The following is a 15,093-nucleotide window of genomic DNA, read 5'->3' on the forward strand; positions in this document are numbered from 1 at the left end:
CTTAGAATTTTAATCCTGCTTCCCTAGCGCCATCGGCTAATGATTTAACTCTTCCATGGTATAAATTACCACCTCTATCAAAAGCAACAGCTTCTATTCCAGCTTCCTTTGCCTTTTCGGCAATAGCCTTCCCAACTAGGTTAGCCACTTCTGTTTTCGTCCCTTTAGCCTTAGCCAACTCCTTATCCCTTGAGGAAGCGGACACTAAAGTTGTTCCGGCCACATCATCAATAATTTGAGCGTATATCCCAGTATTGCTTCTAAAAACAGCAAGCCTTGGCCTTTCTGCAGTACCTGAGGATATTTTTCTAATCCTTCTTCTGATACGTAGTCTTCTTTCAGTCTTCGTTAATCCCATAATGCTAATTATTAAGCCGATTTACCAGCTTTTCTTCTTAATTGTTCACCAACGAACTTAATTCCTTTTCCTTTGTAAGGCTCTGGCTTACGGAAAGATCTAATCTTAGCGGCAATCTGCCCCACTAATTGCTTATCATGCGAACTTAGCTTTATAATTGGATTCTTTCCTTTTTCGGATACGGTCTCCACTTTTACCTCAGGAGCCAGATCCAAAACAATATTGTGCGAAAACCCTAAAGCTAGATCCAATGTTTGTCCTTGGTTACTGGCACGGTATCCTACCCCTACCAATTCCAATTCCTTTGTCCATCCTTTAGAAACTCCTTGGACCATATTAAAGATCAAAGATCTGTAAAGACCATGTTTTGCTTTATGCTCCTTGGAATCTGAAGGTCTTGTAACAAATACTTGACCATCTTCAACCTTAACAGCAGCACCAGAAAATTCTTGGGAAAGTTCTCCCAGCTTACCTTTTACAGTAATAACATCTTCCTTAACCTCTACGGTTACTCCTTCTGGAATTGCTATTGGATTATTACCTGTTCTAGACATCTTTCTAAATCTTTATAGTATTAATAAACATAACATAATACTTCCCCACCTGCATTCTCAAGCTTTGCCTGCTTGCTGGTCATTACACCATGGGAAGTAGAAATAATAGCAATACCAAGACCGTTTAAAACTCTTGGCAACTCCTCGGAGCTAGCATATTTTCTAAGTCCTGGTGTACTAACTCGCTTTATTTTCTTTATAACCGGCTCTTTTGTGAACTTGTCATATTTCAAGGCTATTTTAATAGTCCCCTGAACCGCGTTATCTTCAAATTTGTAGCTTAAAATATATCCTTGATCGAATAATATTTTAGTAATTTCTTTCTTTAAATTAGAGGCAGGAATCTCAACCACCCTGTGGCCGGCGCTACTTGCATTTCTAATTCTCGTTAAATAATCCGCAATTGGATCTGTAAACATAATTATTGATTTACGGTAACGGTTTTTAACATTATTGTTAAACCTGAAACCAGTTTATACTTTTTTATTACCAGCTAGCTTTTCTTACTCCAGGTATAAGACCATTATTGGCCATTTCTCTAAAAGTAACCCTGGATATACCAAAAGTCCTCATGTAACCTCTTGGTCTTCCAGTTAGCTTGCAACGATTGTGCAAACGAACAGGAGAAGCATTTTTAGGTAACTTCTGTAACGCCTCATAATCACCAGCCTCCTTTAAGGCTTTTCTCTTCTCGGCATATTTAGCTACCATCTTTTCTCTCTTGACCTCACGGGCCTTCATGGATTCTTTAGCCATACTAATTCTTTTTAAAAGGTAGTCCTAATTCGGTTAATAATGATTTAGCTTCTTTATCTGTCTCCGCAGAGGTTACAAATGTAATATCCATACCATTGATTCTGTTAATTTTATCAATGTTTATTTCTGGAAATATAATTTGCTCCGTAATACCAAGATTATAATTTCCCCTTCCATCAAAACCAGTGGCCTTAATTCCTTGGAAATCCCTTACCCTAGGCAATGCAGTTGTAACCAATCTATCCAAGAATTCGTACATTCTCTCTCCACGTAAGGTTACTTTTGCCCCAATAGGCATTCCTTTACGTAATTTAAATGCAGCAACATCCTTTTTAGACATCGTTGAAATTGCTTTTTGGCCAGTGATATTGGTCAACTCATCTACCGCATGGTCTATAAGTTTCTTATCCGCTACAGCGGCACCAACACCTCTACTAACAACAATTTTTTCTAATTTAGGAACCTGCATTACATTCTTGTAACCAAACTCCTCCCTAAGAGCCTTAATAACTCTTTCTTTATATTCCTGTTTTAATCTTGGAACGTAAGCCATAACTAAATTACTTCTTTAGATTTCTTCGCAAATCTCACTTTCTTACCATCTCTTACTTCAAAACCAACTCTAGTGGTCTCTCCAGATTTTGGATCGATCAACGACAGATTGGATATCTGTAAGGAAGCCTCTTTCTTAACAATCCCACCTTGAGGATTGCTGGCACTTGGCTTTTCGTGTTTGGAAACCATATTGGCTCCTTCAACGATTGCCTTGTTTTTTTCACGGTCTACACTTACAACCTTGCCCTCTACCCCTTTGTGGTCTCCGGCAATAATTCTAACAGTATCCCCTGTTTTGATTTTTAATTTTCCCATTTTGCTATATTTATTAAAGCACCTCTGGAGCCAATGATACAATTTTCATGAACTGCTTGTCACGAAGTTCCCTGGCTACCGGTCCAAAAACACGTGTTCCTCTCATTTCCCCTGTTGGGTTCAAAAGCACACAGGCATTATCATCGAAACGAATATAAGAACCATCAGGTCTTCTAACTTCTTTCTTTGTTCTTACAACAACTGCTGTGGAAACTGCACCTTTTTTAACAGCTCCGTTAGGTGTAGCTTCCTTAACGGCAACTACAATTTTATCCCCAACAGAAGCATATCTTCTCTTTGTACCTCCCAACACACGAATGGTCAAAACTTCTTTTGCACCCGTATTGTCCGCTACTTTTAGTCTAGATTCTTGCTGTAACATAATTATTTAGCTCTTTCAATGATTTCCACTAACCTCCAACATTTGGTCTTACTCAATGGACGTGTCTCCATGATCTTAACAGTATCGCCAATGTTGCAATCGTTCTTTTCATCGTGCGCAACATATTTCTTAGTTTTCAACACGAACTTACCGTACATAGGGTGTTTAACACGTTTAACTTCTGAAACCACTACTGATTTCTCCATTTTGTTGCTAGTTACAACTCCTATTCTCTCTTTTCTTAAATTCCTTTTTTCCATAAAGCAGAACCAATTATTGTAATTCCCTTTTAGTTAATTCAGTTGCCAATCTTGCTACAGTTCTTCTTACTTTTCTGATAAGTAAAGGGTTTTCCAATGGTGTAACAGAATGGGCCAATTTTAAATCAGAATACTGCTTTTTAAATTCAGCACTCTTTTCCTTTAACCCCTCAACTGATAATTCTTTTATTTCTGATTGTTTCATGATTCCTTGCAATTATATTAAGCAGAATAGTCCCTAGCAATAATAAATTTAGTTTTTACTGGTAGTTTCTGTGCCGCAAGACGTAAAGCCTCCTTTGCAATATCAAGAGACACACCGGCAACCTCGAACATAACCCTTCCTGGCAACACTACAGCTACAAAATATTCTGGAGCACCCTTACCTTTACCCATACGAACCTCTAACGGTTTCTTGGTGATAGGCTTGTCCGGGAATATTTTTATCCATAATTGGCCTTCTCTTTTCATGTACCTAGTTGCCGCAATACGAGCTGCTTCTATTTGGCGCGATGTTATAAAAGAGGTATCCATTGATTTAATACCAAACATACCGTTTGAAAGTTGATGTCCCCTTCCAGAGATCCCTTTCATACGACCTTTCTGCATTTTGCGGAACTTAGTTCTTTTTGGCTGTAACATTTCTTTACTTCTTTAAAAAATTACTTTCTACGACGTTGTTTCTTCGGGCCTTCTTGTTTTCCACCTTTTCCGGGAGCTTGGCTTTTTGCCATACCTACCAATGGAGAAAGTTCTCTTTTTCCGTAAACCTCACCTTTCATGATCCATACTTTTATACCCAATCTTCCATAGGTTGTATGCGCTTCATGCAAAGCATAATCTATATCGGCTCTAAAAGTGGACAATGGAATCCTACCATCCTTATAGGATTCGGATCTTGCCATTTCAGCTCCGTTCAAACGTCCAGATATCTGAATTTTAATTCCTTCAGCGTTCATTCTCATGGCCGCTGCGATTGCCATTTTTATAGCTCTTCTAAAAGAAATTCTACTTTCAATTTGACGTGCTACACTGGCAGCAACAAGATTAGCGTCCAATTCAGGTCTTTTAATCTCAAAAATATTGATCTGAACTTCCTTGTCCGTAATCTTTTTAAGCTCCTCCTTTAATTTGTCAACTTCCTGACCACCTTTTCCAATAATAATACCTGGTCTTGCAGTGGTAATTGTAACGGTAATCAACTTAAGGGTACGCTCAATAATAATTCTAGACACACTTGCTTTTGCCAAACGTGCATGAACATATTTTCTGATCTTATCGTCTTCGGCAAGTTTATCACCATAATCGTTTCCACCGTACCAGTTAGATTCCCATCCTCTGATAATTCCTAGACGATTTCCGATTGGATTTGTTTTCTGTCCCATACTAAATGCTCTAGCTTTGTGTGTTATTGTTAGATCCCAAAACCAAGGTAACGTGGTTGGAACGTTTTCTAATTCTATGTGCTCTTCCCTGTGGAGCAGGACGTAGTCTTTTCAACATACTTCCACCATCCACTCTGATTTCCTTAACAAAAAGTTCAGCATCCTCAACACTTGCATCCTCATTCTTAGATTGCCAGTTGGCTATTGCAGATAGCAATAACTTCTCCAATCTACGAGATGATTCCTTTTGGTTGAATTTTAAAATAGCAAGCGCTTTCTCCACTTTTACACCTCTAACCAAATCCGCTACCAAGCGCATTTTTCTAGGGGAAGTAGGGCAATTATTCAACTTTGCAAACGCTATTTGCTGCTTTTCTGCCTTAATTCTTTCGGCCATTTGTTTTTTACGAACTCCCATAGCTTACTTTTTTCCTTTATTTTTTGCCCCAGCGTGACCTCTAAAAGATCTTGTTGGAGAAAATTCACCTAATTTGTGACCCACCATGTTCTCTGTTACAAAAACAGGTACAAATTGCTTTCCATTGTGAACCGCTATTGTCTGACCTACAAAATCAGGAGTAATCATAGAAGCTCTAGACCATGTCTTAATGACTGCCTTTTTACCAGATTCAACATTTTGTTGGACTTTTTTATCCAAACTATAGTGAACGTAAGGTCCTTTCTTTAATGAACGTGCCATTTCTTTCTACTTTTTATTTCTTTCTACGTTCTAAAATATACTTGTTGGTACTCTTGGTCTTGGAACGGGTTCTGTATCCTTTAGCAGGAATTCCGTTTCTAGATCTAGGATGACCTCCAGAAGCCCTACCTTCTCCACCACCCATGGGGTGATCGACAGGGTTCATCGCTACCGGTCTTGTTCTTGGTCTTCTTCCCAACCATCTACTTCTACCAGCCTTACCTGATACCAATAATTGATGATCCGAGTTGGATACTGCACCTATAGTAGCCAAACAATCCGCTAAAACCAATCTGGTTTCACCTGATGGCAATTTAATGGTAACAAACTTACCTTCCTTTGCCATTAACTGGGCAAATGTACCGGCACTTCTTGCCATTACAGCTCCTTGTCCTGGACGCAATTCTATTCCTGAAATGATGGTACCCAAAGGTATCTCACTCAAAGGAAGTGCATTCCCGATTTCTGGAGCAACCCCGGCACCAGAAGATACTTCCTGCCCAACTTGTAAACCGTTTGGAGCAATAACATATCTCTTTTCGCCATCGGTATATACCAATAATGCTATAAAAGCTGTTCTGTTTGGATCGTACTGAATTGAATCAACAGTTGCAGCAACACCTTGCTTATCCCTTTTGAAATCAATAACACGATACCTTCTCTTATGACCTCCACCTTTTTGGCGTATGGTCATTTTTCCTTGACTGTTTCTACCTCCCGACTTTTTTAACGGAGCAAGCAAGCTTTTTTCCGGCTTATCAGTAGTAATGGCGTCAAATCCGTTTACTACTCTAAAACGCTGCCCAGGAGTGATTGGTTTTAATTTTCTAACTGACATTTTTTGTCTTTATAGATTACTGTAAAAATCAATAATATCTCCTTCTGCTACATCAACAATGGCTTTTTTGAAACCACTTGTCTTTCCGTGCTGTACACCAGTTTTAGTGTAACGCGACTTGCGCGAAGGACCATAATTCATTGTTCGAACTTTATCGACAGAAACACCATAAGTTGCTTCCACTGCTTCCTTAATCTGGATCTTGTTGGCTTTTGGATCAACAAAAAAACCATAACGATTGTGCAACTCGCTATCAGCAGTCATTTTTTCCGTAATAATTGGCTTTATCAACACACTCATGGTTCGCTTATTTAATTAAGTTCGATTCGATTCCTTCCAAAGAACCTTCCAACAACACTAGGTTGTTAGCGTTTAATATTTTGTAAGTGCTTAATTCTGAGTTAGTTATAACCTCAGAACGCTCTAAATTGCGTGAGGACAAATATACGTTATTATTTGAATCACCCAACACAATTAGGGATTTTTTATTCTCCAAGCCCAAAGACTTCAAAAATTGCTTAAAATCCTTAGTTTTTGGGGCTTCAAAATTAAAGTCCTCAACCACCATTATAGCATTGTCTTTTGACTTCAATGTCAAGGCAGACCTTCTGGCCAAACGCTTAACATTTTTGTTCAATTTTTGCTTATAATCCTTTGGTCTTGGCCCAAATATACGTCCACCACCTCTAAACACCGGAGACTTAATACTACCCGCACGAGCAGTACCTGTACCCTTTTGTTTTTTGATCTTTCTTGTACTACCTGCTATCTCAGCACGCTCTTTGGATTTGTGCGTACCCTGTCTTTGGTGTGCCAAATATTGTTTAACATCCAAATAAACAGCATGATTGTTTGGTTCTATTGCGAATACAGCGTCCGAAAGCTCAACCTTTCTACCTGTTTCTTTTCCCTTTATATCTAAAACTGCTACCTTCATTACTTCTCAATAGTTACGTAAGCGTTCTTATGACCAGGAACACAACCCTTTACCACTAAAAGGTTCTTTTCTGGAACAATCTTTAATACTCTTAGGTTCTGAACGGTAACCCTATCGCTACCCATTCTACCGGCCATTTTCATTCCCTTAAAAACTCTTGCAGGATATGAAGCAGCACCAATGGAACCTGGAGCCCTTAACCTATTGTGCTGACCGTGGGTTGATTGACCAACACCGCCGAAGCCGTGTCTTTTAACAACACCTTGAAAACCTTTACCCTTAGAGGTACCGATTACATCAACAAATTCTCCTTCCACAAAAAGGTCTACTCCAAGAGTATCCCCTAATTTGTGCGCACCTTCTTCAAAATACCTGAATTCCATGACTTTTTTCTTAGGAGAAGCTCCTGCTTTTTTAAAGTGACCTGTAGCCGCTTTATTAGCACGTTTTTCTGCCTTGTCATCGAAACCAAGCTGAAGGGCATTGTACCCGTCCACCTCTTCGGTTCTGACTTGGGTAACTACGCATGGTCCAGCTTCGATTACTGTACATGGAATGTTCTTTCCATTTTCATCGAAAATGCTGGTCATACCTATTTTTCTACCTATTAACCCAGACATATTTATAATTGATTATTAATTAATTACTATTTAAATTATCGACAAAAAAACAGGGTCAAAAAATAATTCAACCCTGAATATATTTTTTTCCGTTTTTCCTTCGCGAAACGCTCGGGACATGTCTACCCTAAACTCCTTTCAGGGTCTATCTCTTCTTTCTACAGATTCCGAATCACTTTCGGAATGCAATTCATCTAAGATTTTCAGTTCGCTATTGCTCCAGAAAACCAAGATTCACTACACCTTGATCTCCACCTCAACACCACTAGGAAGTTCCAACTTCATTAGGGCATCGATGGTTTTGGATGAAGAGCTGTATATATCCAAAAGTCTTTTGTAAGAACTTAATTGGAACTGCTCTCTTGCTTTCTTATTTACGTGCGGTGAACGCAAAACCGTAAATATTTTTTTATGTGTTGGCAAAGGAATTGGTCCAGTTACCACCGCACCTGTAGTCTTTACCGTTTTTACGATCTTCTCAGCAGATTTATCTACCAAGTTATGGTCGTACGACTTTAATTTTATTCTAATTTTTTGACTCATCTTAGTACGATTTAAGCTGTTAATCCTTTTGCTTTCTTGATAACCTCTTCTGAAATATTGGATGGTGTTTCAGCGTAATGTGAAAATTCCATTGTTGAAGTTGCCCTACCAGAAGACAATGTTCTCAAAGAAGTTACATACCCAAACATTTCGGACAATGGCACTGTACCTTTAATTACCTTGGCACCTGCCCTGTCATCCATATTGGTAACGGTTCCCCTTCTACGGTTCAAGTCACCTACTATATCACCCATGTTTTCCTCTGGAGTCAAAACTTCCAATTTCATGATAGGCTCCATAATTACAGCTCCTGCAGCTTTACCCGCAGCCTTGTAACCCATTTTTGCAGCCAATTCAAAAGATAGTGCATCAGAATCCACAGGGTGGAAAGATCCATCCTTAAGAACCACTTTCATTCTATCCATCTCATAACCGGCCAATGGTCCATTTTTCATGGCAGCAGCAAATCCTTTTTCAACAGGACCTATGAATTCTTTTGGTATACGACCACCTTTGATCTCATCAACAAACTGTAAACCAGTTCCAACAAAATCATCATCAGCAGGTCCCATCTCGAAGACGATATCACCAAATTTACCACGACCACCAGATTGCTTTTTGTAAACCTCCCTGTGGGCGGCATTCTTAGTCAATGCTTCCTTGTATTCTACCTGAGGCTCACCTTGACTTACCTCAACCTTAAACTCACGTCTTAAACGGTCAACAATAATATCCAAGTGAAGCTCACCCATACCGGAAATAATAGTTTGACCAGAAGCTTCATCAGTTTTTACCTGGAAAGTTGGATCCTCTTCGGCCAATTTAGCCAAAGCCATTCCCAATTTATCAACATCAGCTTTTGTTTTGGGCTCCACAGCGATACCGATAACCGGATCAGGAAAGTTCATACTTTCCAAAACAATTGGATGTTTTTCATCAGACAAGGTATCCCCGGTCTTAATATCCTTAAACCCTACAGCTGCACCTATATCCCCAGCTTCAATATACTCCACTGCATTTTGCTTATTGGCATGCATTTGGTAAATTCTGGAAATACGCTCTTTGTTTCCTGAACGATTGTTCAATACATAAGATCCCGCATCCAATCTACCTGAATATGCTCTAAAGAATGCCAAACGACCTACAAATGGATCGGTAGCAATCTTAAATGCCAAGGCAGCAAACGGCTCCTTAACACTTGGCTTCCTGGACTCAGGCTTTTCAGTATCAGGATTGGTACCTATAATAGCATCCTTATCCAATGGCGATGGCAAGTAACGACATACGGCATCCAATAAAAACTGAACCCCTTTGTTCTTAAATGAAGAACCACAGATCATAGGTATGATACTCATATCCATAACAGCAGCCCTTAAAGCAGCGTGTACTTCATCTTCGGTAATGGAATCTTCGTCTTCAAAGAATTTTTCCATTAAGGTTTCGTCATACTCGGCAACAGCTTCAATCAAAGCAGCCCTATATTCCCTAACCTCATCTTTCATGTCGGCCGGAATATCAACTACATCAAAAGTACCACCAAAGTTCTCCTCATGCCATATAATTGCACGGTTCTTAACCAAATCAACTACACCTCTAAAATCAGCTTCATCACCAATTGGCAATACAATAGGCACTGCGTTGGATTTCAACATCTCCCTAACCTGCTTGCACACGTTTAAGAAGTTAGACCCTTGACGGTCCATTTTGTTTACGAAGCCCATTCTTGGCACCTTATAGTTATCGGCCAATCTCCAGTTAGTTTCTGATTGTGGCTCAACACCATCAACCGCACTAAATAAGAATACCAAACCATCCAATACCCTTAGGGAACGGTTTACCTCAACGGTAAAATCAACGTGTCCCGGAGTATCTATAATGTTAAAGTGATAAGGCTTGGTCTCGTCTATAACGGCCCCATTTTTCATAGGGAAATTCCATTCACAGGTAGTAGCTGCAGAGGTAATGGTAATACCTCTTTCCTGCTCCTGTTCCATCCAGTCCATTGTAGCCGCACCATCGTGCACCTCACCTATTTTATGACTAACGCCCGTGTAGAACAAAATCCTCTCGGTCGTAGTTGTTTTTCCAGCATCAATATGTGCTGCAATTCCAATATTCCTTGTATATTTTAAATCTCTTGCCATTTCTGCTTATTAAAATCTAAAGTGTGAGAATGCCTTATTGGCCTCAGCCATTTTATGAGTATCCACTCTTTTCTTAACAGCAGCACCTTCTTCTTTTGATGCAGCCAAAATTTCCCCTGCCAATTTTTGCGACATTGCCTTTTCATTTCTCTTACGAGAATAACTGATAAGCCATTTCATTGCGGTTGAAATTTTTCGATCTGGTCTGATCTGCATAGGTATCTGAAAAGTAGCACCACCTACTCTTCTACTTCTTACCTCAACATGAGGCATAACATTGGACAATGCATCTTTCCAAAGTTCCAATGCGCTTTTCTCTTCGTCTGTCTTTTTCTCTTCTACGATATCTATAGCATCGTAAAAAACTTTAAAGGCTACCGACTTCTTTCCATCCCACATCATCATATTAACAAAACGGGTCACCAATTGGTCATTAAACCTTGGATCTGGTAAAAGTGGTCTCTTTTTTGCCTGCTTTTTTCTCATTTCTTCTTTTTGAGTTAATGGTCAATAGTCCTATATTAAAAGTACTTACACCTTAATATATTACTCTTAACAAATTTTTACTTCTTAGGGCGTTTTGCTCCGTATTTTGATCTACGTTGTGTCCTTCCAGCAACACCTGCTGTATCCAAGGCACCTCTAACGATATGATACCTAACTCCTGGCAAATCCTTTACCCTTCCGCCTCTTACTAATACTATCGAGTGCTCTTGTAAATTGTGACCCTCACCTGGTATGTAAGCGTTGACTTCCTTCCCGTTGGTCAACCTTACCCTTGCAACTTTACGCATTGCAGAGTTTGGTTTCTTAGGAGTGGTAGTATAAACACGTGTACATACACCTCTTCTTTGAGGACACGAATCCAAAGCAGCCGATTTACTCTTCTTAGTAATTGTGACTCTTCCTTTTCGTACTAATTGTGAAATTGTTGGCATACTATTTTTGTATAATAAAAACTTAACCCCTCTTTTAAGGGCTGGCAAATGTAGTAATTATTCACAATAATTCAAACCCTACGCTATTTATTTTTTATATTTTTTATACGCAACATATTCAGCAACTCGGAATTAGACCTCACTACCTAATAATATAGCTTCAAAAAACAAACAAAATCCCATAATTTGGAATTTAGGATCACCATAAAAAACCCCAGTGGCTAAGAGGTCCTAAAATCGCCTATATATTACCAGATTCTCAGCTTAATCGTTTAATCGCAAAAAATAATTCAATATACCACCCAGCAATCACCCTAAAATTGCGATTATTATGAAATTGTCAATTTATTAACAATTTTGATGCAAAAAATTCCTACGACCTCCTAAATAAATTGTGTTAAATGTAAAAAAATATCACACAAGTGTGTTAAAAATCTATAATCACCGTCAAATTTTGACTTTCTTAACATAATTTTCTTATGCGTGCATAAGAATTGTGCTCAAAAAGTTGTTTTATTAACAAGAATTTAGGAATTTTGCTGCTGCTAATTCAAATAATCATAAAATGACAACAAAGTTAAATGGAATCTTAACGCTGTTTCTAGCGTTGATTGTGCAATTATCTTTTGCACAGGAAAAAACGATTTCAGGTACGGTTACGGACCAAGATGGTCTGCCACTCCCTGGAGTTAACATCCTTGTACAAGGGACCACGACTGGCACCCAGTCCGATTTTGATGGAGAATACACCATCATGGCAGAGGTAGGGCAAGTTTTGGTGTTCTCTTATATAGGACAAAAGAATGCTAGCATGACAGTCGGTGCCAGTAACACTATCAACGTACAAATGCAGGAAGATGCCCAAGCACTAGAAGAAGTGGTAGTTACTGCTTTTGGTACTGGCGACAGAAATGCAAAGGCAACGGTTTATGCCAACCAGACTGTAAAATCAGAAGACTTACTCTCTGTCCCTAACAAAAACGCTTTAGAAGCTTTAAGGGGTAAAGCTGCTGGTGTAAACTTATCTACCGCTTAAGGTTCTGTAGGCTCATCTACCAGAATTGTATTAAGAGGTTCAGGTTCGCTTACCGGTAACAACAATGCTTTAATTGTTATTGATGGTGTGGCAATTGATAATACCGCTACTTCAGGAGGTGCTGGTCAATCCACGACTGGGTATTCCGATTTCGGTAACAGGTTCAATGACGTCAATCCTGACGATATAGCATCTGTAACCATTTTAAAAGGTCCTTCCGCAACTTCGCTTTATGGATCTCGTGGTGCTTCAGGAGTTGTTCTTATTACCACCAAAACCGGCCAAGGTAAAAAGATGCAAGTCAATTACAATGGTTCAACCTCAATGGAAACGGCAATTATTGTTTTACAACGCCAAAGTAAGTTTGGGCAAGGATATGACAATCTTCACCTGGATTCTGGAGAAAACTGGTCTTGGGGACCAGCAATGGATGGTGTTGTAAGACCATGGACTTCACCAATTGATTCCGATGGAGATGGGTCATTAGAAGCCTTGACTAGACCTTACAGTCCTGTAAGAAATCAATTGCAAGACTTTTTTAACACTGGGTACACTGTTACACAAAATATAAACCTATCAGGATCTAACGATGGTTTTACTTATTATGCCTCTTATGGTAATACAAAGCAAACGGGTATACTTGATAACACCTCTTACAACAGAAATAACATCACCTTTAACGCTTCTGCGAAGTTAAGCGAGAAATTAAAATCCGATTTCAAAGTTAGTTACGCCAGAGTTGATCAAAATACTGCTCAGGAAGGATCACGTGCTTTTGAAGGTAATAATGCCTACGCAATGGCGATTCAATCTCCGGTTAATATCCCATTTACGGAACTAAGAGACTATAAAAGTCCATTTCATGGTATTGACGGATATTGGGGGTCTTATTCATCTGTAAACCCGTATTATATTTTAAATGAATATGGTAACGAGGCAGAGATAGACAACTTTTTAGCCAACGCCTCATTAACCTATAACTTTTTGGACAACTTGTCCATTACAGGACGCTTTGGTGGCAATATTGTAAACACCCAAACCGATGTATGGACGCCAACGTATACACCTGCCCAACAATTGGTTTGGACAGACGATTTGCAAATTGCAACCCGTAATTCTAAGCACAGTTCATTAGGTGAATATATTAACACCAATATTAAAGTTGAAAATCTTGATGCCACGGTATTGCTCAATTACGACGCCGAATTTAGTGAGGACCTAAAACTAACAGCAGCTGGAGGATATAATTTCTTTCAAAGAACTGCTGATCGCTTAATAGGAAGTTCTGTAGGCGGCTTGGTAGTTCCAGACACATACAACTTGGCCAATAGTAGTCAACAACCTACTTCAAGTATGTTTAGAAGCAAGTATAGAATTTTTGGGGTTTTAGGGAATGCAACGCTTGGTTATAAAGATGCAGCCTTTCTAGAACTATCAGCCAGGAATGACTGGTCTTCTACGCTTCCTTCAGCAAACAACTCCTTTTTATATGGAGCCGTTGGTGCTTCCGTGGTTGTAACAGATTTATTTAATTTGGAAAATGACATTCTAAATTATGCCAAACTAAGAGGTAGTTACGGTACATCTGGTAAGGACGCCGATTTATATTTACTAAACTCTTATTTTGTGGGTAATCCTGAAATTGTAAGTTTAGGGGATTACTCCCTTACCTTACCAAAAAACGGTATACCTGGTTTTACAATTGGAAACACTATCGGAAATCCAGGCCTAAAACCTGAATTAACGACTACTTACGAAGTTGGTCTTGATTTCGGATTCTTTAAAAACAGACTTAGCGGAGCCTATACCTATTATCATTCAAATCATGATGATCAGCTTGTTACCATAAGCCTTCCAAGATCTACAGGTTATACCCAAACGGTGAGCAACATTGGTAGAATGGAGAACAAAGGGCATGAACTTTCCCTAACCTTAAAACCAATTCTTGGTTTGGTTGACGGTCTAAATTTTGAGTTGTTTGGAGCCTATTCTACTAACGACAATAAAGTTGTTACCATAACAGATGATATAGACGAGTTAACAATTGGAACTTTTGGTTTTGCCGCAGGTACAACAGTTACTATGATTGCAAAAGAAGGTTTGCCATTTGGTACTTTTAAAGGAAATGACTTTAAGTACAATGATCAAGGGGAAGTTATTGTTGATGGCAATACTGGTTTTCCTGTATATCCGGATGATGATGTAATTTTAGGTAACAACCAGCCTGATTATTTAGTGAATTTTGGCGCCAATCTTAATTACAAAGGATTTGGATTTAGGGTTCTATTCGACAGGAAAAAAGGAGGGCTATTTGCCTCCCAAACTAAATACAATACCAATTTTAACGGTACTAACGTTAACACTACTGTTTATAATAGAGAGCCGTATATTTTTCCAAATTCGGTAGTAGATAATGGAGATGGTACTTTCTCAGAAAATATCGTTCAAATTACCGAACAAGATTATTTTACTAATTATGATGCTCCGGTTTCTACACAATTAATTGATGCAAGTTTTCTAAAATTAAGAGAGGTAGAATTGAGCTATACCTTTTCGAAGGCATTGCTAAAAGATACTTTCTTTACTAATGCTAGATTATCATTATTTGGTAAAAACCTTAAGTATTGGTTACCTGATAGTAACAAATATGCTGACCCAGAAGTTAATGGTCCTGGTTTAACAGACAATGCCCAAGGTATTGAAACAACCCAAACACCTTCTTCAAGAAGTGTTGGACTTAACTTACAATTGTCATTTTAATAAAAAAATAAT

Annotated in this window: 22 protein-coding genes and 1 pseudogene; 2 read left to right on the forward strand and 21 right to left on the reverse strand. The window is 38.8% G+C overall.

Going from position 1 to position 15,093, the window contains the following annotated elements; translation table 11 throughout:
* Position 1 precedes the first annotated feature (1 nt).
* From rplR to rpsL, 21 genes are all read right to left on the reverse strand, one after another.
* Entirely contained in the window at positions 2 to 358 is a 357-nt protein-coding gene (gene rplR, locus U735_RS0117680) for a 50S ribosomal protein L18 (RefSeq protein WP_031445100.1), read from the reverse strand.
* 11 nt (positions 359 to 369) lie between these two features.
* Positions 370 to 912: a 50S ribosomal protein L6 gene (rplF, locus tag U735_RS0117685; RefSeq protein WP_031445101.1), complete on the reverse strand. Its 543-nt coding sequence runs from the start codon at positions 910 to 912 to the stop codon at positions 370 to 372.
* A 20-nt stretch (positions 913 to 932) separates the two neighbouring features.
* On the reverse strand, positions 933 to 1,331 hold the full coding sequence (gene rpsH, locus U735_RS0117690; RefSeq protein ID WP_031445102.1) for a 30S ribosomal protein S8: 399 nt from the start codon (positions 1,329 to 1,331) through the stop codon (positions 933 to 935).
* 67 nt (positions 1,332 to 1,398) lie between these two features.
* Positions 1,399 to 1,668 carry a 30S ribosomal protein S14 gene (rpsN, locus tag U735_RS0117695; protein WP_031445103.1) on the reverse strand — a complete coding sequence of 90 codons (270 nt, stop codon included), beginning with the start codon at positions 1,666 to 1,668 and terminating at the stop codon, positions 1,399 to 1,401.
* A gap of 1 nt (position 1,669) precedes the next feature.
* On the reverse strand, positions 1,670 to 2,221 hold the full coding sequence (rplE, locus tag U735_RS0117700) for a 50S ribosomal protein L5 (protein WP_031445104.1): 552 nt from the start codon (positions 2,219 to 2,221) through the stop codon (positions 1,670 to 1,672).
* Positions 2,222 to 2,223: 2 nt separating this feature from the next.
* Positions 2,224 to 2,538, reverse strand: coding sequence for a 50S ribosomal protein L24 (gene rplX / locus U735_RS0117705; protein WP_031445105.1), 315 nt, complete (start codon positions 2,536 to 2,538; stop codon positions 2,224 to 2,226).
* A gap of 13 nt (positions 2,539 to 2,551) precedes the next feature.
* Complete coding sequence (rplN, locus tag U735_RS0117710) at positions 2,552 to 2,920, reverse strand: 50S ribosomal protein L14 (protein ID WP_031445106.1); 369 nt, start codon at positions 2,918 to 2,920, stop codon at positions 2,552 to 2,554.
* Between the two features lie 2 nt (positions 2,921 to 2,922).
* The gene (gene rpsQ, locus U735_RS0117715) at positions 2,923 to 3,180 is read right to left on the reverse strand and encodes a 30S ribosomal protein S17 (RefSeq protein ID WP_031445107.1); all 258 of its coding nucleotides are present in this window, start codon (positions 3,178 to 3,180) and stop codon (positions 2,923 to 2,925) included.
* 13 nt (positions 3,181 to 3,193) lie between these two features.
* Positions 3,194 to 3,385: a 50S ribosomal protein L29 gene (gene rpmC, locus U735_RS0117720; RefSeq protein ID WP_031445108.1), complete on the reverse strand. Its 192-nt coding sequence runs from the start codon at positions 3,383 to 3,385 to the stop codon at positions 3,194 to 3,196.
* A gap of 17 nt (positions 3,386 to 3,402) precedes the next feature.
* Positions 3,403 to 3,822 carry a 50S ribosomal protein L16 gene (gene rplP / locus U735_RS0117725; RefSeq protein WP_031445109.1) on the reverse strand — a complete coding sequence of 140 codons (420 nt, stop codon included), beginning with the start codon at positions 3,820 to 3,822 and terminating at the stop codon, positions 3,403 to 3,405.
* Between the two features lie 20 nt (positions 3,823 to 3,842).
* Positions 3,843 to 4,565: a 30S ribosomal protein S3 gene (gene rpsC / locus U735_RS0117730; RefSeq protein ID WP_031445110.1), complete on the reverse strand. Its 723-nt coding sequence runs from the start codon at positions 4,563 to 4,565 to the stop codon at positions 3,843 to 3,845.
* A gap of 10 nt (positions 4,566 to 4,575) precedes the next feature.
* Positions 4,576 to 4,983, reverse strand: a complete 408-nt coding sequence (gene rplV, locus U735_RS0117735; RefSeq protein ID WP_031445111.1) for a 50S ribosomal protein L22 — start codon at positions 4,981 to 4,983, stop codon at positions 4,576 to 4,578.
* 3 nt (positions 4,984 to 4,986) lie between these two features.
* Positions 4,987 to 5,265 carry a 30S ribosomal protein S19 gene (rpsS, locus tag U735_RS0117740; RefSeq protein ID WP_026810026.1) on the reverse strand — a complete coding sequence of 93 codons (279 nt, stop codon included), beginning with the start codon at positions 5,263 to 5,265 and terminating at the stop codon, positions 4,987 to 4,989.
* Positions 5,266 to 5,278: 13 nt separating this feature from the next.
* Positions 5,279 to 6,103 (reverse strand): 50S ribosomal protein L2, encoded by an 825-nt coding sequence (gene rplB, locus U735_RS0117745; protein ID WP_031445112.1) that lies wholly within the window; start codon positions 6,101 to 6,103, stop codon positions 5,279 to 5,281.
* Between the two features lie 9 nt (positions 6,104 to 6,112).
* Positions 6,113 to 6,403: a 50S ribosomal protein L23 gene (gene rplW, locus U735_RS0117750; protein ID WP_031445113.1), complete on the reverse strand. Its 291-nt coding sequence runs from the start codon at positions 6,401 to 6,403 to the stop codon at positions 6,113 to 6,115.
* Between the two features lie 7 nt (positions 6,404 to 6,410).
* On the reverse strand, positions 6,411 to 7,040 hold the full coding sequence (gene rplD / locus U735_RS0117755) for a 50S ribosomal protein L4 (RefSeq protein WP_031445114.1): 630 nt from the start codon (positions 7,038 to 7,040) through the stop codon (positions 6,411 to 6,413).
* Positions 7,040 to 7,660, reverse strand: coding sequence for a 50S ribosomal protein L3 (rplC, locus tag U735_RS0117760; protein ID WP_031445115.1), 621 nt, complete (start codon positions 7,658 to 7,660; stop codon positions 7,040 to 7,042). Before rplC ends, rplD begins: the two co-directional genes overlap by 1 nt.
* Positions 7,661 to 7,897: 237 nt before the next feature.
* Positions 7,898 to 8,203 (reverse strand): 30S ribosomal protein S10, encoded by a 306-nt coding sequence (rpsJ, locus tag U735_RS0117765; protein WP_010230113.1) that lies wholly within the window; start codon positions 8,201 to 8,203, stop codon positions 7,898 to 7,900.
* Between the two features lie 11 nt (positions 8,204 to 8,214).
* A complete protein-coding gene (gene fusA, locus U735_RS0117770; RefSeq protein WP_031445116.1) occupies positions 8,215 to 10,347 on the reverse strand; it encodes an elongation factor G in 2,133 nt (710 codons plus the stop codon).
* A gap of 9 nt (positions 10,348 to 10,356) precedes the next feature.
* On the reverse strand, positions 10,357 to 10,833 hold the full coding sequence (gene rpsG, locus U735_RS0117775; RefSeq protein WP_031445117.1) for a 30S ribosomal protein S7: 477 nt from the start codon (positions 10,831 to 10,833) through the stop codon (positions 10,357 to 10,359).
* A 77-nt stretch (positions 10,834 to 10,910) separates the two neighbouring features.
* On the reverse strand, positions 10,911 to 11,285 hold the full coding sequence (gene rpsL, locus U735_RS0117780) for a 30S ribosomal protein S12 (protein WP_031445118.1): 375 nt from the start codon (positions 11,283 to 11,285) through the stop codon (positions 10,911 to 10,913).
* Positions 11,286 to 11,898: 613 nt separating this feature from the next.
* On the opposite strand from rpsL, the gene U735_RS0117785 reads away from it, so the two are divergent.
* Positions 11,899 to 12,321 (forward strand): carboxypeptidase-like regulatory domain-containing protein, encoded by a 423-nt coding sequence (locus tag U735_RS0117785; protein ID WP_198036663.1) that lies wholly within the window; start codon positions 11,899 to 11,901, stop codon positions 12,319 to 12,321.
* Positions 12,322 to 12,333: 12 nt separating this feature from the next.
* A pseudogene (locus U735_RS0117790) lies at positions 12,334 to 15,081 on the forward strand (SusC/RagA family TonB-linked outer membrane protein); the annotation flags it as partial.
* Positions 15,082 to 15,093 lie beyond the last annotated feature (12 nt).

It is taken from the genome of Arenibacter algicola (genome assembly GCF_000733925.1).
Taxonomy (GTDB): Bacteria; Bacteroidota; Bacteroidia; order Flavobacteriales; family Flavobacteriaceae; genus Arenibacter; species Arenibacter algicola.

Excerpts from the sequence above, each read along its gene's own strand:
- rplR (WP_031445100.1), bottom strand. The coding sequence starts at position 358 with ATGGGATTAACGAAGACTGAAAGAAGACTACGTATCAGAAGAAGGATT.
- rplF (WP_031445101.1), bottom strand. The coding sequence starts at position 912 with ATGTCTAGAACAGGTAATAATCCAATAGCAATTCCAGAAGGAGTAACC.
- rpsH (WP_031445102.1), bottom strand. The coding sequence starts at position 1,331 with ATGTTTACAGATCCAATTGCGGATTATTTAACGAGAATTAGAAATGCA.
- rpsN (WP_031445103.1), bottom strand. The coding sequence starts at position 1,668 with ATGGCTAAAGAATCCATGAAGGCCCGTGAGGTCAAGAGAGAAAAGATG.
- rplE (WP_031445104.1), bottom strand. The coding sequence starts at position 2,221 with ATGGCTTACGTTCCAAGATTAAAACAGGAATATAAAGAAAGAGTTATT.
- rplX (WP_031445105.1), bottom strand. The coding sequence starts at position 2,538 with ATGGGAAAATTAAAAATCAAAACAGGGGATACTGTTAGAATTATTGCC.
- rplN (WP_031445106.1), bottom strand. The coding sequence starts at position 2,920 with ATGTTACAGCAAGAATCTAGACTAAAAGTAGCGGACAATACGGGTGCA.
- rpsQ (WP_031445107.1), bottom strand. The coding sequence starts at position 3,180 with ATGGAAAAAAGGAATTTAAGAAAAGAGAGAATAGGAGTTGTAACTAGC.
- rpmC (WP_031445108.1), bottom strand. The coding sequence starts at position 3,385 with ATGAAACAATCAGAAATAAAAGAATTATCAGTTGAGGGGTTAAAGGAA.
- rplP (WP_031445109.1), bottom strand. The coding sequence starts at position 3,822 with ATGTTACAGCCAAAAAGAACTAAGTTCCGCAAAATGCAGAAAGGTCGT.
- rpsC (WP_031445110.1), bottom strand. The coding sequence starts at position 4,565 with ATGGGACAGAAAACAAATCCAATCGGAAATCGTCTAGGAATTATCAGA.
- rplV (WP_031445111.1), bottom strand. The coding sequence starts at position 4,983 with ATGGGAGTTCGTAAAAAACAAATGGCCGAAAGAATTAAGGCAGAAAAG.
- rpsS (WP_026810026.1), bottom strand. The coding sequence starts at position 5,265 with ATGGCACGTTCATTAAAGAAAGGACCTTACGTTCACTATAGTTTGGAT.
- rplB (WP_031445112.1), bottom strand. The coding sequence starts at position 6,103 with ATGTCAGTTAGAAAATTAAAACCAATCACTCCTGGGCAGCGTTTTAGA.
- rplW (WP_031445113.1), bottom strand. The coding sequence starts at position 6,403 with ATGAGTGTGTTGATAAAGCCAATTATTACGGAAAAAATGACTGCTGAT.
- rplD (WP_031445114.1), bottom strand. The coding sequence starts at position 7,040 with ATGAAGGTAGCAGTTTTAGATATAAAGGGAAAAGAAACAGGTAGAAAG.
- rplC (WP_031445115.1), bottom strand. The coding sequence starts at position 7,660 with ATGTCTGGGTTAATAGGTAGAAAAATAGGTATGACCAGCATTTTCGAT.
- rpsJ (WP_010230113.1), bottom strand. The coding sequence starts at position 8,203 with ATGAGTCAAAAAATTAGAATAAAATTAAAGTCGTACGACCATAACTTG.
- fusA (WP_031445116.1), bottom strand. The coding sequence starts at position 10,347 with ATGGCAAGAGATTTAAAATATACAAGGAATATTGGAATTGCAGCACAT.
- rpsG (WP_031445117.1), bottom strand. The coding sequence starts at position 10,833 with ATGAGAAAAAAGCAGGCAAAAAAGAGACCACTTTTACCAGATCCAAGG.
- rpsL (WP_031445118.1), bottom strand. The coding sequence starts at position 11,285 with ATGCCAACAATTTCACAATTAGTACGAAAAGGAAGAGTCACAATTACT.